We start from the raw sequence: 20,014 nt of genomic DNA on the forward strand, positions 1-20,014 counted from the left end.
GATGCGATTTAAAGAGTGGCAGCCTTGGGGGCTGGCGCAGGCTGCACCGCCGTCTTGCGCCCCAGCATCACCGTCACGATCACCCCACACGCAAACAGCCAGGTAATCGGCTCGATGTGTTCACCAAAGAACAGCGCCGAAAACGCGATGGTGAAGAAGATCTGCAACAGCTGGATCTGGCTGACTCGCGCAATCCCGCCCATGGCCAACCCGGCGTACCAGGCGAAGAACCCGAGGAATTGCGAAAACAGCGACACGTAGCCGAATGCCCACCAGGCGCGCATGGAAATCGCGCCTTGATGCTGCGCCGCCAGGTACCACACCGGCCCGATCAGCACGGGCGTCGACAGCACCAGCGCCCAGCAGATCACCTGCCAGCCGCCCATTTCCTTGGCCAGTCGGCCGCCTTCTGCGTAACCCAGGCCACCCACGGCAATCGCGCCCAGCATCAGCAAATCACCCGCCTGGATACTGCCGGCGCCGGTGATCAACGCATAACTCAATACCAACCCACTGCCCAGTGCCGCACAGGCCCAAAAGGCTTTCGACGGTCGTTCATGGGACAGCCACGCCGCGTACAGCGCCACGCACAGCGGTTGCAGGCCGTTGACCAGTGCGCCATGGGATGCCGGCAAGGTCTGCATGGCCCAGGCTGACAGCACCGGGAAACCCAGGATCACGCCCGCGATCACCAGGCACAGCCCACGCACCTGACGCCAGGTCGGCCAGCGTTCGCGACGCCACAGCAACAGCGCCGCCGCCGGGATCGCCGCGAACAACGCACGGCCCAGGCCGTTGAGTAACGGATGGATTTCCTGCACCACGATGCGGGTGAAGGGCAGGGTCAGGCTGAAGATGATGACGCCCAGCAGGCCGAGGGCCATGCCGGTGTTTTCGCGCGAGCTCATGGAGAAGAACCGAATCTAGAGGGCTTCAAGGGAAGCCCATCTAGCCACATCCCTCACCGATCAAGGGTCTACAGCTGCGTGCGGATTTATCCGTACAGTTGCTGTCGGGTGGGAGCTGTCGAGCGTTCGCGAGGCTGCGATGGGCGCACCGCAGTTTTACGCAAAAAACGCGTCGCCTCCCTCGCGGGCACGCCCGGCTCCCACAACGGCCGTGCCCGTTTTAGAAGAAGCGCGTGACGCTGATCTTCGCGTCGCGGCCTTTGGTGTAGGCGCGGTCGCCACTCAGGGCCGGGCGGAAGTTGTTGTTGAACACGTTGTCCACGGTGAAGTTCACCTCAGTGCCTTTCAGGTAGGCCTGTTGTGGTTTCCATTTGGCGAACAGGCCCTGAGTGTTGTAGCGCTTGTTGCCGTACTGGTCGTAGAACAGGTCGCCCACGCCGCTGCCCGGGCCGCCGGAATAGTTGTCGCTGGGCAAACGGGAGGTCGCGCCGATGAACTGGCCGGTCCAGCCGACCTGGGCATCCCAGGCGGGAATATGGGTGCCAAGCACCAGCACCCATTTGGTCGGCGGGATATCCCGTGCCGCCACATCCGGACCCCAGGGGTTGGTGTAGGCGCCTTCATGATCACCCTTGGCATAGGCGAACGACACCGAGCCGAACAGGTAGGTGGAATTGTAGAAAGATTCGAGCTCGAAGCCCTTGATGGTCAGGCCACCGATGTTGCGATAGTTGGACAGGGCGCCCGGCGGGCAAGCCGTGGAGATGCTGCCGCCGTTAATGGCCTGGTTCTGGCAGCCGACGCCTGTAGCCTTGAAGATTTCGTCTTCGACTTTGTTGTGGAAGAAGGTGGTGCGCAGTTGCAGGTTGTCGTCGTGGGCGATCAGGTTGTCGAAGCTGCTGACGCTGCCCACGCTGATCGAGGTGATGCGTTCCGGGTCGAGGTCGACACTGGTGGCGGTGCGGCTGCCCAGGCCTTGGACTTCGTACTGTTCGTCGATCACTGGCGCGCGCCAGGTCTTGCTCCAGTTGGCGAACAGCCCGAGGTTCGGGTTGACGGTCCAGAACACTGCCAGGCGCGGCGACCAGCCGGTGTAGGTGCGGTCGCTGTAGTCGTGGCCAATGGACGGATCGGGGTTGCTGTAGTACGGCGCATCGTTGGCTTCGCCGCGGTTGCGGACGTGGTCGTAGCGCATCGATGGCGTGATGGTGACGTCGCCCAGGGTCACCGCATCCTGCACGAAGAAACTGTTGGTATCGACTTTGCCGTGGGGCATGAAGCCCGGCTGGAAATGCCCGTAGTTGTAGCGCGGGGTGTTGTAGGTGGTACCCGGCATCCACATCTCGGTCTCGCGGATGTGCTTGCGGATCTGCCCGCCCACGGTGACGGCATGTTGCAACGGGCCAGTGTCAAACAAGCTGACGTTGCGCACGTCGAGGTTTTTGTCGGTGTAGGCGGTGTCCATTTTGCGCCCGCCGGTGGCCAGTTGAAAAAATGCCGTGGCGTCGCGTTCGTCGGTCTGGTCGGTGTTGGACTGGGAGTATTTGACGGTCAGGTCCACCAGCGGGTTATCCACGGGTGTGTATTCGTATTTGCCCGACCAAGTGGTGTCGACCGTGTCGCGATGGGCCAGAAAACGCTTCAGCGCTGCTTCGTAGCCATAGCGGTCAATGTTGGCCTGGGTGGGCGGCGTCGGGTAGCTGGCCGCTGAGAACGGCGTCCAGCGGTTGCTGTGTGACCGCGAGTAGGACAAGCCAACGGCGTGCTCTTCGGTGAAGTGGGCGTTGACCTTGAACAGCTTGCCGTCGACATTCTGGGCGGAGTTCGGCAGGCGCTGAGGGTTGATTGGGTACTGATTGTTTTCGTTGGGCAGTTTGGCGGCGACCTTCATGTCGTCGCCGTCGCGTTGGGTCAGGTAGGCCAGTGCGTCGAAACGACCATCGTCGGTACGTCCGAACACGGCGCTGCTGTAGACCTGCTCATGGTCGTTGCTGGAGTAACCGTATTTGAGCATCGCGCCACTGTTGCGACCGTCCTTGAGCAGGTCGGGGGCATCCTTGGTGGTCATGTTGACCGTACCGCCAAACCCGCCGTTGCCGGTGAAGGGGGAGTTGGGGCCTTTCTCCACCTCAATGCTTTTGATCAGCTCGGGCTCGATGAAGACTGTGCCTTGCTGATAGCGCTCAAAGCCGCTCTTGGTGGCCCCATCGACGGTCAGCGGTACGTCTTCGGCATCACCGAACCCGCGGATATTGATGGTCTGGCCGCCAGGTTTCAGCGAGCCGCCCTGGCTAACGCCCGGCAGGGTCTGCAGCAGGCTGGGGATGTTATTGGACTGGTAACGGTCGATGTCTTCCTGGCTCAGGGTGGAGCGGCCGACGGTGCTGGAATTGACCTCGGTACCTGTGCCGATCACGCTCAGAGCGTCCAGTTGGATCACGCCGCTGTGGGGGGTGGTGCCTTCATCGGGGCGCACGACGTAGGTGCTGCCGACCTTGATGAAGGTGAGCTCACCGTTTTTCAGCAGGGTGCGAATTGCCACTTCCGGCGTGAAGTTGCCGTTGAGTGCCGGCGCCTGCACGTTCTTGAGCAGTTCTTCATCGAACAACAGCTGGATTTTCGCCTGCTGCGCCACCTGGCTCAAGGATGTCGCCAGCGGCTGCGCCGGCAGTTGCAGCGTGAGCGACTCGGCCTGTGCATTGAGGCTGAATACCAGGCAGCTAGCGATGAGCGTCGGTCGAAAGAACAGGTGCGAAGCGTGGCAAGGCGCGCGAAACATGAAATCCCCCGGTGTGGCCAAATGGCCGAAAAGGTGTACGTATCGAACTCAGACCGGAGGAAGACGGGGCTGGCGGAAAAATCCACACCCGCGAATGCAAAATATTCTCAAATAAGAATTCTGTCGGGTTATTTGCTCGGTTCGATGCGTACGATGCCATCTGCCGACGTCACGGTTTTGACCGGCAACAGCGCAGGCAGGGCGTTGAGCAGGGCGTCGGGATCATTCACATCCAGATTGCCCGAGACCTTCAGGTGCGCCACGGCGTTGCTGACCTGCAACGTTGCCTGGGGGCGGTACAGGCTCAGCTCATCGATCAGGCTGGCGAGGTCGCGGTTGCGAAACGACAGGTGACCGCTGCGCCAGTCGGCAACCTCTCCGGCGGTGAGCGTTTGCTGCTGTACCGTGCCCTTGGCGTAACTGAAGATCGCGCGTTGCTGGGCGCCCAGCAGGGTGACCGGGATTTTTGCATCAGGCTCGAACGCGACCTGGCCATGGGCGACGCTGACCACCAGTTGCTGTTGGCTGCGCCGCACATCGAAGCCGGTGCCGACCACGCGGATATTGGCCTCGCCCGCTTGCACGAACAGCGGCCGTTCTTTGTCGGCGGCCACTTCGAGGTACAGCTGGCCCTTGTCCAGGTGCACGATGCGCTGGTGCGCGGTGAAATCCACGCGCACGCGGGTGTTGGCATTTACATACACGCTGCTGCCATCGGGCAGGTTGAGCGTGCGCATGCCTTTGGCGTGGGCTGCGACCTGGGTGTGATACAGCTCACGGGGCGCGCCGAGGTGGGGGGCCATTACCGCGCACAACAACGCGGCCGCCACGGCCAGGGCTGGGCGCCACACCGACGGTTTGCGTTTGGGCAGTGCCGTGGGCTTGTTCAGTTGCTGCAGCTGGGCCAGGTCTGACCACAGTTGCTCGAATTCGGCATAGGCGCGGGCATGGGCGGGCTCGGCTTGCCAGGCGGCAAAGGCCTTGCGGTCGGCACGCCCCACGTCATTATTGCGGTTGCGGGCAAACCAGCTGGCGGCTTGGGCATCGATGGAGTCACTGTCCTTGATGTCCAGCAAGTCGGTGTCGCTCAGGCGGTTCATTCTGGCTGCTCCGTGCCGGGTTCGTGTTGAAGGCGTCGCTTGCAATGCAGCAGGGCAAAAGCGATGTGCTTTTCCACCATGCTGGTCGATATGCCCATGCGCTCGGCGATCTGCGCCTGGCTCAAGCCTTCGAAGCGGTGCAGCATAAGGGCTTCTCGCCGGCGGGGCGAGAGTTCGGCGAGGACTTCTTTCAACTGTTCCAGGCGTTGCAGGCGTTGCACGGCGGCCATGGGATCGTTTTGCTCGTCGGTGGCAGGCTCGGCGTCCATGTCGGCCTGATCAGAGTGGACGGTGTGCCGTACCTTCTGTTTGCGCCAGTGATCACGCAGCAGGTTGCGCGCCATCTGGAACAGAAACGCCCGTGGCTGCTCGACCTTGGCGCGGTCGCGGTAGTCCAGCCACTGAGTGAAGACATCCTGGGTCATGTCCGCGGCGTCGCTGGCGTTGTCTGTGCGCTTGCGCAGGAAATACAGAATATCTGTATAGAACCCGCGAAAGGCATCGGCCGACAGCGGGTCGGGCTTGGGACGAGACATGGATATCCTTCTTGACGAAGCACGACTTGGAGAAAGTCGCGAATGGTATCGAGAACCATTGTCATTTGTCTCTATTTTACGGATGTACCCAGTAAAAAATGTGGGAGCGGGCTTGCTCGCGAAAGCGGTGTGTCAGTCGATTTATCCATTGACTGGCGCACTGCATTCGCGAGCAAGCCCGCTCCCACAGGGAGTCGTGGTTAGCGCAGTAATGTTTTCAGTTGTTCGATCCCCACTTCACCCAGCGGGAACACCGGCAACCGAGGATCACCGGCTTCCAATCCGGTCAACCGCAGCCCGGCTTTGATTGTGGCTGGCAATCCACCTTTGAGGATGAAGTCCAGCAACGGCAACTGGCGGTAAAACACTTCCCGCGCCTGGGTCAGGTCATTCGCCAATACCGCCTCATATAACGCCAGATTGAGCTCTGGGATCAGGTTCGGCGCCGCCGTGCACCAACCCTTGGCGCCCGCCGCGAAGGCTTCCAGCGCCAAGGGGTTGCAGCCGTTGTAGAACGGCACGTCGCTCTGGCGATGCAGGTGGTGCATGCGCTGGATATCCCCGGTGCTCTCCTTGACCATGGTCACGTTGGGGACCTGCTTGATGATGCGCAGGATCAGGTCCACCGACATGTCCGTGCCACTGGTGGCCGGGTTGTTGTAGAGCATGATCGGTACGCCGATGCTGTCGCCGATCGCGGCGTAGTGGGCGAGGATTTCCGCTTCGCTGAGTTTCCAGTAAGACGTCGGCAGCACCATCACCACATCGGCGCCATTGGCTTCGGCGTAGCGGGCGCGGCGTACGGCTTTGGCGGTGGTGAGGTCGGATACGCTGACGATGGTCGGCACGCGACGGGCGATTTTTGCCAGGCTGTAGGCGCTGACTTCGTCCCACTCGGCGTCGCTCAAGTACGCACCTTCACCGGTGCTGCCCAGTGGCGCAATGGCGTGCACACCCCCTCGATCAGGCGGTCGATGGAGCGACCCAGTGTGTTGAGGTCAATGCGTTGGCCGTCGGTGCTGAACGGGGTGATGGTGTAGCCGATGATGCCGTGAATGTTAGGGCTGGACATGGAAAATCTCCGGTCGGAAAAGGGCAATTCAGTTCAGGCAATCGGCGTGTTGACGCAGGTTCTGCCGGGCGTAGTAGTTGAACGCGGCGCCATGGCGCTTGGGTCGGGAGATCCAGTCGTGGGCCTCGCGTCCCAGCTCCGGCAGGATCGGCTTGATGGTGCCGGCCGACATCGCCAGCAACTGCAATTTGGCCGCGCGCTCGATCAACTGCGCGATCACGCAGGCCTCCTCGATGCTCGCCCCGGTGGACAACTGACCGTGGTGCGAAAGCAGGATCGCGCGTTTGTCACCCAGTGCCGTGGTAATGATTTCGCCTTCTTCATTGCCCACCGGTACGCCCGGCCAAGCCTCCAGGAAGGCGCAGTCTTCGTACAGCGGGCAAAGGTCCATATGGGACACCTGCAGCGGCACTTCCAGCATCGACAGCGCGGCGATATGGGTGGGGTGGGTGTGGATGATGCAGTTTACGTCCGGCCGCCCACGGTAGACCCAGCTGTGAAAACGGTTGGCGGGGTTGGGGATGCCGTGGCCTTCCAGTACTTCAAGATCCTCGTTTACCAGCAACAGGTTGCTGGCGGTGATCTCATCAAAACCCAGGCCCAATTGCTGAGTGTAATAGGTGCCCTGTTCCGGCCCGCGCGCGGTGATCTGCCCGGCGAGGCCAGAGTCGTGGCCGTTCTCGAACAGGATGCGGCAAGTGAGCGCCAGCTTTTGCCGGTCAGTCCACGTATTATCTGCCAGGGTGTTTTGCATCTGGACGAGTGCTTGCTTGACCAGTTGGTCTTTTGGGAGTGCTAATGTCTTGGCCATATCGGGTGTCCTGGGTGGCTGCTAATGACACTAATGATGCTATATGACACTTTGTGTCATTAGCAAGCACAGCTCATCGCTTACTGCATGGATAAATCGCAGCGCATGTCTATCCGTTTGAAATTATTGAGAAAAAAACTTGGTGTTACTTTGGAAGCCCTGGCTGAAAAGTCCGGGATGACCAAGAGTTACCTGTCCAAGGTGGAGCGCGGGCTCAACACGCCTTCGATTGCCGCCGCGCTGAAGCTGGCCAAGGCGCTGAACGTGAAGGTCGAAGAGCTGTTCAGCGAAGACAGCGTCAGCCTCGACAGCTACAGCCTGGTGCGCAGCCATGAACGGCCTGACACGTCACCCGGTTATGCGGTGCTGGCCCATCAGGTCAGTGAACGCAGCCTGCTGCCGTTCATCATCTATCCGCCGGCGGAGTTCACCGACAAGACCTTCAAGGAGCATCTGGGGGAAGAGTTTCTGTTTGTGCACGAAGGCCAGGTGGAGGTGGATTTCATGAACGAACGGGTGATCCTGGAGCGTGGCGATGCGCTGCACTTCAATGCGCAGAAGCCCCATCGGCTGCGTTCGGTGGGGGATGTGCAGGCGCAATTGCTGGTGGTGGTGCACAGCGCGGAAGACTGACGTCGCGCTGGCCTTGTGAACGCGGTCAATGTGGGAGTGGGCTTGCCTGCGATAGCATCACCTCGATTCAGCTGACAGACGGAGGTGCCTGTATCGCAGGCAAGCCAGCTCCCACAATGGATCGAAGTCGCACAAAAAATCAGCGTTCGACAGGCACTGACAGCGCAGGATGACCCAATGGATGCGTCCGCGCCGCAAAGAACTTCAGTGCCACGCCAGTCCCATCGAACAATTCCGAATACCGCCGCTTCTGCTGGCGGATGAACCCATCACTGCGCCCCGACACCGAGATCGCCAGCGTCGTCACGTTGGCCTGGCGAATCGCATCCACCAGGTGTTTATCCTGTGGGCCCAACTCATGCCCGAAGATGCACAGCGCCCCTTCGTGGCTCAGCAACTGCTCATAGCAGAACGACAAATAATCCGAACTGCGGATGGTCTTGAGCTTCTCTTCCACCTTGCCCTCACTGACGAACAGCGGCACATCATCAAGGGTCTTGATCGTGTTGTTGATCGCAAAACTGCTGAGCAAGGTGCTGTCGGTGGTCGGCAATTTGCGTGCGGTGCCATCGAGGTTGCGCACCAGGTGCAGGCCGCCGTGCAGGTAGAGGATACGCGTGGTATCGGTGCGGGTATTGCGCAGGTCGAAGCTGGCGTCGGCGCTGCGGAACAGGTCGTCGATGCCTGGTGTGTGCAGGATCGCCCAATAGTTGAGCAAGTCGTAGTTGCTGGTGAACACGGTGGCGTAATGCTTCAGTTCATCGTTGATCGTCGCCAGCGTCGACGGCTGCACCAGGCGCCACGGGATATGCACCGCGTGGATGGTATTGATCAAGGCTTCCTTGATCGCGTAATAACGATTGCGCGGCGCCGCTGAGCTGACGGCCAGGGCTTTGTTGACCCGGCTGGTGGTCTTCAACGCGCCCAGGGCTTGCTCGAAGCTGCGGGTTTGCAGGGCGTCGAACACGCTGAGTTCGGATTGGCTGAGGGGTTTTTCTTCGACTGTACGGGCGTTTTCGAACAGCGAGTCGTAGGCAAAGTCTTCCCAAATCGTACGGCTCGCGCCATTGCCGATCAGAATCCCGCTGAAGTCGGTGCTGCTGCGCACTGCGCTCCAGTCTTCAAGGTGGGCGTCAATATCCTGGAAATCCTTCATTGCGGCGGGTCTACTCGAAATCGGCTGAGCGGTGACTTTATCACGGGTCGACGTTGATCCTGATCAAGATGCCGCAGAGGGCGCAGGTTGATGCTGTAGGTATAAAGCCTCTGAGGATTCGCCATGAGCAGCACCTTCTTCATCCCCGCCGTCAACATCATGGGCACCGACTGCCTCGACGAAGCCATGATCGCCATCCGCAACTATGGTTTTCGCAAGGCGCTGATCGTCACTGACGCCGGCCTGGCCAAGGCGGGCGTTGCGAGCATGATCGCCGAGAAACTGGCGATGCAGGACATCGACTCGGTGATCTACGATGGCGCCAAGCCCAACCCCAACGTTGAAAACGTCGAAAAAGGCCTGACCCTGTTGCAGGAAAGCGCCTGTGATTTCGTGGTGTCCCTGGGCGGCGGCTCACCCCATGACTGTGCCAAGGGTATCGCCCTGTGCGCGACCAACGGCGGGCATATCGGCGACTACGAAGGCGTCGACCAGTCCAGCAAACCGCAACTGCCCCTGGTGGCCATCAACACCACCGCCGGCACCGCCAGCGAGATGACCCGTTTCTGCATCATTACCGACGAAACCCGCCATGTGAAAATGGCCATCGTCGACCGCAACGTCACGCCGCTGCTGTCGGTCAACGACCCGAGCCTGATGGTCGGCATGCCCAAGGGCCTCACCGCCGCCACCGGCATGGACGCGCTGACTCATGCCATCGAAGCCTACGTGTCCACCGCCGCCAATCCGATCACCGACGCTTGCGCGATCAAGGCCATCGAACTGATCAGCGCCAACCTGCGCCTGGCGGTACGCGATGGCAGCGACAAAGCCGCGCGGGAAAATATGGCCTATGCGCAATTCCTCGCCGGCATGGCCTTCAACAACGCGTCCCTGGGTTTTGTGCACGCCATGGCGCACCAGTTGGGCGGTTTCTACGACCTGCCGCACGGCGTGTGCAACGCGGTGTTGCTGCCCCACGTGCAAAGCTTCAACGCCAGCGTCAGCGCCAAACGCCTGAGCGACGTAGGCCGGGCTTTGGGCGCCGACGTCAAGGGTTTCAGCGACGAAGAGGGCGCCCAGGCCGCCATCGCCGCGATTCGTAGCCTGGCCCATGACGTTGAGATTCCCGCCGGATTGCGCGAGCTGGGTGCCAAGTTGCAGGACATTCCATTGCTGGCGACCAACGCACTGAAGGATGCCTGCGGGCTGACCAACCCTCGGCGGGCGGATCAACGTCAGATTGAGGAGATCTTCCGCAGCGCGTTTTGATAGGGGCAGCCTTAAGCTGCAGGCGTTAAGCTACAAGCCGAATGCATTCAACTTGAGCTTGATGCTTGCGGCTTGCCGCTGAGGTCCCTTTATGAGAGTTCTGTTATTCGGTGCCACCGGCATGGTCGGCCAGGGCGTGCTACGCGAGTGCCTGTTGGCCGCCGACGTGCAGGAAGTCGTCGCCGTCGTCCGCACGCCCTTGACCCAGGAGCACGGTAAGCTGCATCAGGTGTTGCACAGCGACATGCTGGATTTCCAGCCCCTGGAAAATCTGCTGCAAGGCTTTGATGCGTGTTTCTTCTGCCTCGGCGTTTCGTCGGCGGGGATGAATGAAACCCAGTACACCCAACTCACCTATGACCTCACCCTGGTCGCCGCCAGTACGCTGGCGCGGCTCAATCCGCAGATGACATTTATCTATGTGTCCGGCGCCGGTACGGATAGCTCCGAGGCGGGCAAGTCGATGTGGGCGCGGATCAAGGGCAAGACCGAGAACGCGTTGCTGCGCCTGCCGTTCAAGGCCGTGTATCTGTTTCGGCCGGGAGTGATCCAGCCGTTGCATGGCGTGCGTTCGAAGACGCCGTTGTACCAGACCTTCTACTCAGTGCTTGGGCCGTTGTTGTCGTTGGTGCGGCGGCTGAAGCCGGGTTGGGTCGTGAGCACCGAGACGGTGGGCCGGGCGATGTTGCAGGTGGCAAGCCAAGGTGCGCCGCAGCCGGTGGTGGAGCAGGCCGAGATCAATCGGCTGGCCAGCGAGCGTCGCTGATGTTGCACAAGAGCCTGGTGCGTCGGCTGGACTTGATCACGCTGCAGCTGTTCGTTGCGGTGTTTGAGGAAGGTACGCTGACCCGCGCCGCCAACCGTGAAGCCATTGCCGTGTCGGCCGCCAGCAAGCGGCTGATGGAGCTTGAGCAGGTGCTGGGCGTCAGTCTGTTCGTGCGACGGGCCAAGGGCATGGACCTGACGGCGGCCGGCGAAACGCTGTTGCACCATGCGCGGCAGATGCTGTTCAACGTCGAGAAGATGGGCCTGGAGCTGGGCGAGCACAGCCATGGCGTGCGCGGTTATGTGCGGATGCTGGCCAACCTGTCGGCAATCATTCAGTTTCTTCCGGAAGACCTGCGGGATTTTTCCGAACGGCATCCCGAAGTGAAAACCGACCTGGAGGAACGCCCCAGCAATGGCGTGGTGCAAGGCGTGCTGGATGGCGTGGCGGACCTGGGCATCTGCTCCAGTGACACCGATACCAAAGGCCTGCCCAGCGTGACCTATCGCCACGACAAACTGGTGGTGCTGATGCCGGCGGATCACCCATTGGCGGCGCGCAAAAACCTGGCATTTGCCGACACCCTGGACAGTGATTACGTGGGCCTGCACGCTGCCAGCTCGATCAATATGCGCACCCACGCCGCCGCACGCGAGGCGGGCAAGATGCTGCGCCTGCGCATACATGTGCCGGGGTTCGATGCGATGTGCCGGATGGTCCAGGCGAATATGGGCATCGGCATCCTGCCGCAGAAAGCGTACGAACTGTTTGGGCGTGCCTTGGGTTTGCATGCCGTGCCGCTGACGGACGACTGGTCGGATCGCAGCCTGATCCTGGTAGTGCGCGATGAGGCGCAGTTGTCGCCGGTCAGCCGGCTGCTGTTCGATTATCTGAGTGTTCGCGTTTAGCGAACGCTCCTTGCCAACTGACGGTTGGATTTCTCCGGCCTCTGGCCTCTAGTCTTGGCGTCACATTCCAAGAATAAGAGGTACACCCCATGACGGCTCCCCTGAGCGGTATCAAGGTGGTCGAGATCGGCACCTTGATTGCCGCGCCGTTCGCCGCCCGGATGATGGCCGAGTTTGGTGCCGAGGTGATCAAGATCGAAGCCATGGGCCAAGGCGATCCGCTTCGCAAATGGCGAAAGCTGCACGAAGGCACCTCGCTGTGGTGGTACCTGCAATCGCGCAACAAGAAGTCGCTGGCGCTGGACCTCAAGTCGCCGGAAGGCTTGGACCTGATCAAGCAATTGCTCGGCGACGCCGACGTCCTCATCGAAAACCTGCGCCCCGGCGGCCTGGAGAAACTCGGCCTCGGCTGGGACGTGTTGCATGCCCTCAACCCCAAGTTGACCCTGGTGCGCATCTCCGGCTACGGCCAGACCGGCCCTTATCGTGACCGTCCGGGCTTTGGTGCGATTGGCGAGGCCATGGGCGGGATTCGCTACACCACCGGCAATCCGGATTCGCCGCCAGCGCGAGTGGGCGTGAGCCTGGGGGATTCGCTGGCTTCGTTGCACGGTGTGATTGGCGCACTGATGTCGTTGCTGCGGGTCAAGACGGGGCAGGGCGACGGGCAGATTGTCGATGTGTCGCTGGCCGAAAGTGTGTTCAACCTGATGGAAAGCCTGGTGCCGGAATACGACATGCTCGGCCATGTGCGCGAACGCAGCGGCGGCGCCTTGCCGGGCATTGCACCGTCCAACACCTACCTGACGGCCGACGGTGCCTACGTGGTGATCGCCGGCAACAGTGATCCGATCTACAAGCGGTTGATGACCACCATTGGCCGTGCCGATCTGGCCGAAGCGCCTGAATTCGCCCACAACGATGGTCGGGCCGCCAAGAGTGGGTTACTCGACGCCGCGATCACGCACTGGACCAGCAGCCTGCCCATCGAGCAAGTGCTCAGCGCTCTGGAGGCCGCTGAAGTACCGGCCGGGCGTATCTACTCCGTAGCCGATATCGTCAGCGACCCGCACTACCAGGCGCGTGACATGTTGCTCAATGCCGAACTGCCCGGCGGTGTGTCGGTGAAGATGCCCGGCATCGTCCCCAAGCTCTCGGAAACCCCTGGCGGCGTGAATTGGCAGGGCCCGACGTTGGGCCAGCACACCGACGATATTCTCGGTAGCCTGGGCCTCACCGGCGCCGATATCCAACGCCTGAAAACCGCGGGAGTGGTGCAATGATTTCCGACTACTGCGACGCGCTGATCGTGCAGGAAGTGTCGCCGCGCGACGGCCTGCAGATCGAGCCGACCTGGGTCGAGACGGCCGACAAGATCGCCCTCATCGACCAGCTATCCCTCGCCGGTTTTTCGCGGATCGAGGCGGGTTCGTTCGTCTCGCCCAAGGCCATTCCGGCGTTGCGCGATGGTGAGCAAGTGTTTCAGGGCATTGAGCGCAAGGCCGGTGTGATCTACGTGGCGCTGATCCCCAACCTCAAGGGCGCGCAGCGTGCCATTGAGTCTTGCGCCGATGAACTGAACCTGGTGATGTCCGCCAGCCAGACCCACAACCTGGCCAATATGCGCATGCGCTGCGAGGCGTCGTTGGCGGCGTTTGGTGACATCGTCAGTTTTGCCGGCGACTTCCCGGTGAGGCTCAACGCCAGCATCGCTACCACCTTCGGTTGCCCGTTCGAAGGCAAGATCGATGAAGACCGCGTGTTGCAGATTGTCGAGGCGTATCAAGCACTGGGTATCCGGGGCATCAGCCTCGCGGACACGACTGGCATGGCCAACCCGCGCCAAGTGGAACGCTTGGTCAAACGCGTGCTGGAGCGCGTGTCCGCCAGTGATCTGACCCTGCATTTCCACAACACCCGCGGCCTGGGCCTGTGCAATGTGCTGGCCGCCTATGAGGCCGGCGCCCGTCGTTTTGACGCGGCGCTGGGTGGCTTGGGTGGCTGCCCGTTTGCGCCGGGGGCGTCGGGCAATATCTGCACCGAAGACCTGGTGAACCTGTGTGATGAAGTCGGGATTCACACCGGTATCGACCTGCCGCACCTGCTGAATATGTCCCGCCGTCTACCCGCTTTGCTTGGACACGAGTTGCCCGGCCAGTTAGCCAAGGCCGGACGCAATTGCGACCTGCATCCACCCCCGGCGTACATCGCCACGCTGTAACGCCGCACCAGACAACAAAAACAATCGGGCGCCTGTGAGCAGCCCGCTGGAGAGAAACCATGAGCACTAATACGTTGGAGGTCGGCGCGCGCCCGGCCGCTGAAATCGATGCCGAAAAAGCCCTGGTCAGCAAGGTCGCCTGGCGCCTGATGCCGCTGATCATGGTGTGCTACCTGTTCGCGTTTTTTGACCGGATCAACATCAGCTTTGCCAAGTTCCAACTGCAGGCGGACCTGAGCCTGAGCGACACCGCCTATGGCCTGGGGGCCGGGCTGTTCGTGGTGGGGTATGTGATCTTTGAAGTGCCGAGCAACATGATGCTGTACAAGGTCGGCGCCCGGCGCTGGATTGCACGGATCATGATGTCGTGGGGCCTGGCGACGGCGGCCATGGTGTTTGTCACGGCTGAGTGGCAGTTCTATGCGCTGCGCTTTCTGATCGGCGCGATGGAGGCGGGGTTCGCGCCGGGTGTGCTGTATTACCTGACCCTGTGGTTCCCGCAGCATTTCCGAGGACGCATCACCTCGATGCTGTTCCTGGCGTCGGCGTTTGCGGGCCTGGTGGGCGCACCGTTCTCCGGCCTGGTGCTGGAACACCTCGACGGTGTGTTGCAGATGCGCGGCTGGCACTGGTTGTTCCTGCTCGGCGGCTTGCCATGCATCGGCCTGGGGTTTCTGGTGCTGACGCTGCTCAAGGATCGCATCGAAGACGCCCACTGGTTGACGGCGGCGGAGAAGACCCTGCTGTCGAGCCGCATCGCCAAGCATGAGCCGAACCAGCACGGTGGCTCGCTGTTGTCGGCAATCCGTATTCCAGGGTTCCTGATGCTCGGCTTCATCTACTTCCTGATCCAGGTGGCATCCTACGGCCTCAACTTCTGGGCGCCGCAGTTGATCCGCAGCGCGGGCACCCAGAGCCCGGTGATGATCGGCCTGCTCACGGCGATTCCTTATGTGTGTGGCGCCATCAGCATGGTAGTGATCGGGCGGCTGTCGGATGCTACGGGTGAGCGCCGCAAGTTCGTCTGCGGCCTGGTGGTGCTCGGGGCAGTGGGCTTCTTCAGTGCTGGCATTTTTGCCGACCACACCACCTTCCTGATCATTGCCCTGGGCATGCTGGGCGCGGGCATCATCGCCTCGATCCCGACCTTCTGGACGCTGCCGCCCAAGTTGCTGGCCGGTGCCGGTGCAGGCGCGGCGGGCGGTATTGCGGTGATCAACACCCTCGGGCAATTCGGTGGCATTGTCAGCCCGGTGATGGTGGGGCGCATCAAGGACCTCACCGGCAGTACCACACCCGCTCTGTACGTGATTGGCGTGTGTGCGCTGTTGGCGGCAGCATTGCTGCTGTGGGGCCTGCCGCAGAAACTGCGCACCCTCGATAAGGGTTGATCAGCCTGCGGTTGCCAACGCCCGGGCAGGTGTGGCACTGAACTGAATCAACACCACGCCGCCGATCAACAACAACGCCCCCAGTACGCGGGGCGTTGTCAGTTGGCGTTCCACCAGGCCGAACAGACCGAAGTGATCCAGCACCAGCGACGCCAGAATCTGCCCGGCCATGGCCAGTGCGATAAACCCCGAGGCGCCAAGCTTGGGCAACAGCATCAACGCCAGGGAAATAAAACACACGCCAAACGCGCCACCGGCCCACATCCACAGCGGTGCCTTGCTGATAAACGCCAGGCTCGGCAGCGGGAGGCGCAGCGCCAGAATCACCGGCAGCAACACGATGATGCTCACCAGCAACGACGCCAGCGTGGCCCACAGCGGGTGACCAAGCCCGCGCCCGAGGTTGGCGTTTATCGCACTCTGAAACGGCACCACCGCCCCCGCGATGACCGCCAGCGCGAATAAACCCACCCAATGCAACGTTGTCATGTCGAATCTCCCAGAGGTTTTGCTGGACTCTAGGCTATTCGTCGCGCAAATTTAAATTCCAATTTCTTATGCAGAGCATGCAGCTGATGAATGATCTGCGCCGCATTGACCTCAACCTGCTGGTGATCCTCGACGCCTTGCTCAGCGAGCAACACGTCACCCGTGCGGCTGAGCGCTTGCACCTGAGCCAACCGGCGGTCAGTCACGCGTTGGCACGCTTGCGTGACCTGCTGGGTGACCCGCTGCTGGTACGCCAAGGTGGCAGTCTGGTGCCGACTGCTCGCGCGCTGGAGTTGGCCCCGCCGCTGACAGAAGCGCTCGGCCAGGTACAGGCGTTGCTGGCGCCGAACCGCTTTGACCCGGCGTCGGCCAAGCGCAGGTTTCGGGTGGCGATGTCCGATTACAGTGCGGCGATTTTCCTACCCGACCTGGTGCGAACGCTGCGCCGCGAAGCGCCGGGTATCGATCTGCAAATCATCCAGGCCAGTCGTGAGGGCATGGTGGACGGGGTGCTCAATGGCGACCTCGACTTGGCGGCGGGTGTTTTTCCCGATATGCCTGCCGAACTGCGGACTACGCCGTTGTTTGAAGAGCACTACGTGCCTTGTGGACCGCGATAGCCTGCCGGCAAGCGGCACACTGGATCTGCCGACCTACCTGTCACGCCCCCATGTATTGCTGGAAATGCGCGGCAGTGGCACCCCGGAAATCGAGCGGGCACTGACAACGATTCGGGAACGTCGGCATGTGGCGATCAGCCTGCCGCACTGGGGTGTAGCGCCGCAACTGATTCAAGGCACCGACCTGATCCTTACCGTATCGTCCCGTGGCCTGCTGAATATTGATCACCAGCACTTGCTGGCGGTGCCCGCGCCGTTTCATATCCCTTCGTTTGCATTTGAGCTGGCGTGGCATGCACGGCGGGGTGGGGATTCGGGGTTGCAGTGGTTGATTGGGCAGGTGCAGGGTGTATTGTCCGAAGGCCACTGCTGACAGGACAACAACACCCTGCGCTGCGGCTTCACCCACCTCGCCTACCTCCCACTGCCGGGGCTCTTTTGGCAACAAGCCCGCTGGATTTGACGATGACCGTTCGTCGCACTGGCGAGTTTTTTCTAAACCTTTGCCGCCCTGAAAATTCGAATTGAGGGCGGGGTGTGTTCCCCCGCCCTTATTTTTAGCCTGGAGGAACCCATCATGAGCCGCATGGCTATCCGGTTACGCACCGCCAGTTTCGCGATGCTGCTGGGCCTCGGCGCCAGCAATGCCTTCGCCCAGTCGCCTGCTGAATTCATCGAGCAGGCTTCGGCCAAAGGGATGGCCGATATCGAAACCAGTCGCATGGCTCACGCCAAGACCTCGTCCCAGGAGATCAAGGATTACACCATCGAGGTGATCAACGAACGCACCCTGGCCAACCAGCACCTGGCGGCTATCGCGAAGAAGCTTGACCTGCCGGTGGCGCCTCGGGAAAAGATCGTCGACAAAGCCGAAACCCTGATGCCCGAACTCAAGGACGGCGACTCCTTTGATGCGGCCTATACCGCGCAACAGGTCAAGGAAAACGAAGACGCCATCGCCCTGTTCAAGAAGGAAGGTGCAGCGTCGGATGTACCGGAAATAAAAGCCCTGGTGGATGAGACGCTGCCCAAGTTGGAAGAGCGTCTGCAAAAGGCTCGCGCCTTGGCATCGACTTACGGTAAAGGTCATCAAGGCGACGGTTGAAGCCATGACCTGAAGTAAAAAAAACGGCGGTTGGACCTGTTCCAACCGCCGTTTTTTCATGCCTGGTTCAAATCGGTTTTGATCGGTGCCGCATCGTCGGCAGCATGACCGCAACTGCTGTTCAGACTCACCGTGCCCGCGTTGCCGATGCTGCGGTATTCCTGGCGCAGTTTTTCCAGTTCCTTGCGATCCAGTCCATCCAGGCTGAGTACGGCGTTCTGCGCATCCTTGGACACACGTAGCAGTTCATCGATCTTGATATGCAGGATGTCGTTGTCGCGGTTCTGCGTGTTCTGGATCAGGAACACCATCAGGAACGTGATGATGGTGGTTGAGGTATTGATGATCAGTTGCCACGTGTCGTTGTAGTGGAAATACGGCCCGCTCAGACTCCATGCCAGGATCAACGCCACTGCCGCGTAAAACGTGCGCGGGCTGCCGGCCCAACGGGACAGGGATTGAGAGACTGCGGAGAATTTCATGACCGTTTTTCCTTTGTAAGGGGGTGATGAAATAATGGACCGCACGGTGGCTTTGAAATTTCTTTTTACATTTGATCCGCGTTTTTAGAACACCAGTTCGGCCTGGCCTGTCCCTTCCAGCGCCAATAAATACTGCTTGGCTTCCAACCCGCCCGCAAAGCCGGTCAACCCGCCCGATGCGCCAATGACCCGATGGCACGGCGCAATGATCGAGATGGGGTTACGCCCATTGGCCGCCCCCACAGCGCGTACGGCTTTGGGGTTGCCGATCTGCTGGGCGATCTGGCTGTAGCTGCGGGTTTCGCCGAAGGGAATGGTCAGCAACGCCTGCCAGACCTGTTTCTGGAAGTCGGTGCCGGCGAAGTCCAGTTCCAGCTCGAAATGTGTGCGGGTACCCGCGAAGTATTCCTGCAACTGGCATTCGGTTTCCAACAGCACCGGGCTTTCAGGCGCTTCGTACAAGTCGCCCAGACGCACACGGTTGGCGCGCTCGGTAGCCCACAGGATGGCGCCGAGTTTATCGTTGCGCGCCACCAGGGTGAGCTGGCCGACAGGGGAGGGCATGAGCTTGTATTCGTAGGCCATGATCAGGGCTCCTGAAGGTGGGTGTAGGGGGAGTCTAGACCGGCGGCCCTATGGGCAAACTACGTTTCTTGCGGTCAAATTCAGCGCCGCCAGTCGAGCCATTCCGAGAACGCTGGATAAGGGTCGATGACCGGTCTTTTTGGGGCGGCGGTAGTTGGCATGTGTGAGCGCATAGGAATGGCGTCCGGGAGAGGTGTTGCGATCGAGTTACCGCATGTGCAGGGGCTGCGCAATGACGGCGAGGAACGCATCAACCAGCACACTTTTTGTTGCAGTCCGGGTCAACACCAACAACTGGGCACAGGCGTCCACTTCCACCAACGGCCTGTACGTCACGCCCTTATTCATCAGGCTCTGGGTACATTCCGGCACCAACGCCACACCTTGTCCGGCAGCCACCAGCGCAATGATCGACGTGATCTGCCGCCCGGTCGGTCCAAGGCGTAAAGGCTGGCCGTGATGCCGATAAAGCTGTTCGATGGACTGGTTGAGCCCCGATCCATAATCTGCAGGAAACAGAATCAACGGGTAGGCACTGAGCTGCGCCAGGTTGACGCTTGGCTGGAGCGCCAACGGGCTTTCACTGGACACGGCGGCCACCAGCCGTTCTTCGCCCAGCGACAGCGCTTGCACCGCGTCGTCTTGCGGCAACAAGCGACTCAAACCGAGATCCAGCCGCCCATCCGCCACTTGCGCGCCCAGGCTGCCGGAGGCGCATTCCACCAGCGTCAACTGCACATCGGGAAAGCGCTGGGCAAACGCCTGGATCGCCTGGCTGAACAGGTCCGACAGGGCAATCGAACTCACATAACCCAACGTTAGCTGCCCTGCGGTGCCCGCCGCCAGTTTGCCCGCGATCACTTGCGCCAATTCCACCTGCTCCAGCACGCCGCGGGCGTAGGGCAGGAACGACCGGCCTTGCGCGGTAAGGCTGACCGTGCGGCTGGTGCGATCGAATAGCTTGAAGCCCAACTCGGTCTCCAGCGCCGATATCTGCCGTGTCAGCGGCGGCTGCGCCAGGTGCAGGCGAATGGCGGCGCGGCCGAAGTGCAACTCTTCGGCGACCGTCAGAAAGTAACGCAGCTTGCGTAGGTCGAGCATCCTGATCCTTGGGTATTGATCGGTCCGAAATCGGTATTGGTTTCAGACCTGCCGGCCATTCTATAAAGACCTCACAAAA

18 protein-coding genes and 2 pseudogenes are annotated in these 20,014 nt (G+C 61.1%); 9 read left to right on the forward strand and 11 right to left on the reverse strand.

The genetic code is table 11. The features are described 5' to 3' along the window. Positions 1–8: 8 nt before the first annotated feature. The 6 genes and pseudogenes from AB4N92_RS19095 to AB4N92_RS19120 form a co-directional block, all read right to left on the reverse strand. Positions 9–908 carry a DMT family transporter gene (locus AB4N92_RS19095; protein WP_042570696.1) on the reverse strand — a complete coding sequence of 300 codons (900 nt, stop codon included), beginning with the start codon at positions 906–908 and terminating at the stop codon, positions 9–11. Between the two features lie 220 nt (positions 909–1,128). Further along, positions 1,129–3,687: a TonB-dependent receptor gene (locus AB4N92_RS19100; RefSeq protein WP_460127893.1), complete on the reverse strand. Its 2,559-nt coding sequence runs from the start codon at positions 3,685–3,687 to the stop codon at positions 1,129–1,131. Between the two features lie 128 nt (positions 3,688–3,815). Then, positions 3,816–4,787 carry a FecR family protein gene (locus tag AB4N92_RS19105; RefSeq protein WP_042570698.1) on the reverse strand — a complete coding sequence of 324 codons (972 nt, stop codon included), beginning with the start codon at positions 4,785–4,787 and terminating at the stop codon, positions 3,816–3,818. Further along, complete coding sequence (locus AB4N92_RS19110; RefSeq protein WP_021492365.1) at positions 4,784–5,323, reverse strand: RNA polymerase sigma factor; 540 nt, start codon at positions 5,321–5,323, stop codon at positions 4,784–4,786. Before AB4N92_RS19110 ends, AB4N92_RS19105 begins: the two co-directional genes overlap by 4 nt. A gap of 200 nt (positions 5,324–5,523) precedes the next feature. Further along, a pseudogene (locus AB4N92_RS19115) lies at positions 5,524–6,395 on the reverse strand (dihydrodipicolinate synthase family protein). A gap of 28 nt (positions 6,396–6,423) precedes the next feature. Next, a complete protein-coding gene (locus AB4N92_RS19120; RefSeq protein WP_010212275.1) occupies positions 6,424–7,206 on the reverse strand; it encodes an aldolase in 783 nt (260 codons plus the stop codon). A 105-nt stretch (positions 7,207–7,311) separates the two neighbouring features. Here AB4N92_RS19120 and AB4N92_RS19125 point away from each other — a divergent pair, with 105 nt between their 5' ends. Continuing rightward, entirely contained in the window at positions 7,312–7,839 is a 528-nt protein-coding gene (locus tag AB4N92_RS19125; protein ID WP_010212274.1) for a helix-turn-helix domain-containing protein, read from the forward strand. A 139-nt stretch (positions 7,840–7,978) separates the two neighbouring features. Here the strand turns inward: AB4N92_RS19125 and AB4N92_RS19130 are convergent, their stop codons facing one another. Then, positions 7,979–8,995 (reverse strand): DUF4917 family protein, encoded by a 1,017-nt coding sequence (locus AB4N92_RS19130; RefSeq protein WP_010212273.1) that lies wholly within the window; start codon positions 8,993–8,995, stop codon positions 7,979–7,981. Positions 8,996–9,118: 123 nt separating this feature from the next. Between AB4N92_RS19130 and yiaY the strand changes: the two genes are divergently transcribed. From yiaY to AB4N92_RS19160, 6 genes are all read left to right on the forward strand, one after another. Beyond that, a complete protein-coding gene (yiaY, locus tag AB4N92_RS19135; protein ID WP_010212271.1) occupies positions 9,119–10,267 on the forward strand; it encodes an L-threonine dehydrogenase in 1,149 nt (382 codons plus the stop codon). Positions 10,268–10,358: 91 nt separating this feature from the next. Then, positions 10,359–11,033, forward strand: coding sequence for an NAD(P)H-binding protein (locus AB4N92_RS19140; RefSeq protein ID WP_047541424.1), 675 nt, complete (start codon positions 10,359–10,361; stop codon positions 11,031–11,033). Continuing rightward, complete coding sequence (locus tag AB4N92_RS19145) at positions 11,033–11,941, forward strand: LysR family transcriptional regulator (protein WP_010212267.1); 909 nt, start codon at positions 11,033–11,035, stop codon at positions 11,939–11,941. Before AB4N92_RS19140 ends, AB4N92_RS19145 begins: the two co-directional genes overlap by 1 nt. Positions 11,942–12,030: 89 nt before the next feature. Next, positions 12,031–13,224 carry a CaiB/BaiF CoA transferase family protein gene (locus AB4N92_RS19150; RefSeq protein ID WP_047541425.1) on the forward strand — a complete coding sequence of 398 codons (1,194 nt, stop codon included), beginning with the start codon at positions 12,031–12,033 and terminating at the stop codon, positions 13,222–13,224. Then, positions 13,221–14,162, forward strand: coding sequence for a hydroxymethylglutaryl-CoA lyase (locus AB4N92_RS19155; protein WP_236267567.1), 942 nt, complete (start codon positions 13,221–13,223; stop codon positions 14,160–14,162). Before AB4N92_RS19150 ends, AB4N92_RS19155 begins: the two co-directional genes overlap by 4 nt. Before the next feature lie 59 nt (positions 14,163–14,221). Beyond that, on the forward strand, positions 14,222–15,553 hold the full coding sequence (locus AB4N92_RS19160) for an MFS transporter (RefSeq protein ID WP_236267568.1): 1,332 nt from the start codon (positions 14,222–14,224) through the stop codon (positions 15,551–15,553). Here the strand turns inward: AB4N92_RS19160 and AB4N92_RS19165 are convergent, their stop codons facing one another. Then, positions 15,554–16,042: a DMT family transporter gene (locus AB4N92_RS19165; RefSeq protein WP_010212261.1), complete on the reverse strand. Its 489-nt coding sequence runs from the start codon at positions 16,040–16,042 to the stop codon at positions 15,554–15,556. It abuts the gene before it with no gap. 77 nt (positions 16,043–16,119) lie between these two features. Between AB4N92_RS19165 and AB4N92_RS19170 the strand changes: the two are divergent. Beyond that, positions 16,120–17,035, forward strand: a pseudogene (locus tag AB4N92_RS19170) (LysR family transcriptional regulator). A gap of 204 nt (positions 17,036–17,239) precedes the next feature. Further along, the gene (locus AB4N92_RS19175; protein ID WP_005785958.1) at positions 17,240–17,767 is read left to right on the forward strand and encodes a DUF4142 domain-containing protein; all 528 of its coding nucleotides are present in this window, start codon (positions 17,240–17,242) and stop codon (positions 17,765–17,767) included. A gap of 56 nt (positions 17,768–17,823) precedes the next feature. On the opposite strand, the gene AB4N92_RS19180 is transcribed toward AB4N92_RS19175, so the two are convergent. From AB4N92_RS19180 to AB4N92_RS19190, 3 genes are all read right to left on the reverse strand, one after another. After that, entirely contained in the window at positions 17,824–18,249 is a 426-nt protein-coding gene (locus AB4N92_RS19180; protein WP_010212258.1) for a low affinity iron permease family protein, read from the reverse strand. Positions 18,250–18,333: 84 nt separating this feature from the next. Beyond that, a complete protein-coding gene (locus AB4N92_RS19185) occupies positions 18,334–18,834 on the reverse strand; it encodes a methylated-DNA--[protein]-cysteine S-methyltransferase (protein WP_183701316.1) in 501 nt (166 codons plus the stop codon). A gap of 207 nt (positions 18,835–19,041) precedes the next feature. Beyond that, positions 19,042–19,935: a LysR family transcriptional regulator gene (locus AB4N92_RS19190; RefSeq protein ID WP_236267569.1), complete on the reverse strand. Its 894-nt coding sequence runs from the start codon at positions 19,933–19,935 to the stop codon at positions 19,042–19,044. Positions 19,936–20,014 lie beyond the last annotated feature (79 nt).

The sequence above is a fragment of the Pseudomonas sp. S3_A09 genome (assembly GCF_054668065.1).

Coding starts and splice junctions, on each gene's coding strand:
- AB4N92_RS19095 (WP_042570696.1), bottom strand. CDS start 908: ATGAGCTCGCGCGAAAACACCGGCATGGCCCTCGGCCTGCTGGGCGTC.
- AB4N92_RS19100 (WP_460127893.1), bottom strand. CDS start 3,687: ATGTTTCGCGCGCCTTGCCACGCTTCGCACCTGTTCTTTCGACCGACG.
- AB4N92_RS19105 (WP_042570698.1), bottom strand. CDS start 4,787: ATGAACCGCCTGAGCGACACCGACTTGCTGGACATCAAGGACAGTGAC.
- AB4N92_RS19110 (WP_021492365.1), bottom strand. CDS start 5,323: ATGTCTCGTCCCAAGCCCGACCCGCTGTCGGCCGATGCCTTTCGCGGG.
- AB4N92_RS19120 (WP_010212275.1), bottom strand. CDS start 7,206: ATGGCCAAGACATTAGCACTCCCAAAAGACCAACTGGTCAAGCAAGCA.
- AB4N92_RS19125 (WP_010212274.1), top strand. CDS start 7,312: ATGTCTATCCGTTTGAAATTATTGAGAAAAAAACTTGGTGTTACTTTG.
- AB4N92_RS19130 (WP_010212273.1), bottom strand. CDS start 8,995: ATGAAGGATTTCCAGGATATTGACGCCCACCTTGAAGACTGGAGCGCA.
- yiaY (WP_010212271.1), top strand. CDS start 9,119: ATGAGCAGCACCTTCTTCATCCCCGCCGTCAACATCATGGGCACCGAC.
- AB4N92_RS19140 (WP_047541424.1), top strand. CDS start 10,359: ATGAGAGTTCTGTTATTCGGTGCCACCGGCATGGTCGGCCAGGGCGTG.
- AB4N92_RS19145 (WP_010212267.1), top strand. CDS start 11,033: ATGTTGCACAAGAGCCTGGTGCGTCGGCTGGACTTGATCACGCTGCAG.
- AB4N92_RS19150 (WP_047541425.1), top strand. CDS start 12,031: ATGACGGCTCCCCTGAGCGGTATCAAGGTGGTCGAGATCGGCACCTTG.
- AB4N92_RS19155 (WP_236267567.1), top strand. CDS start 13,221: ATGATTTCCGACTACTGCGACGCGCTGATCGTGCAGGAAGTGTCGCCG.
- AB4N92_RS19160 (WP_236267568.1), top strand. CDS start 14,222: ATGAGCACTAATACGTTGGAGGTCGGCGCGCGCCCGGCCGCTGAAATC.
- AB4N92_RS19165 (WP_010212261.1), bottom strand. CDS start 16,042: ATGACAACGTTGCATTGGGTGGGTTTATTCGCGCTGGCGGTCATCGCG.
- AB4N92_RS19175 (WP_005785958.1), top strand. CDS start 17,240: ATGAGCCGCATGGCTATCCGGTTACGCACCGCCAGTTTCGCGATGCTG.
- AB4N92_RS19180 (WP_010212258.1), bottom strand. CDS start 18,249: ATGAAATTCTCCGCAGTCTCTCAATCCCTGTCCCGTTGGGCCGGCAGC.
- AB4N92_RS19185 (WP_183701316.1), bottom strand. CDS start 18,834: ATGGCCTACGAATACAAGCTCATGCCCTCCCCTGTCGGCCAGCTCACC.
- AB4N92_RS19190 (WP_236267569.1), bottom strand. CDS start 19,935: ATGCTCGACCTACGCAAGCTGCGTTACTTTCTGACGGTCGCCGAAGAG.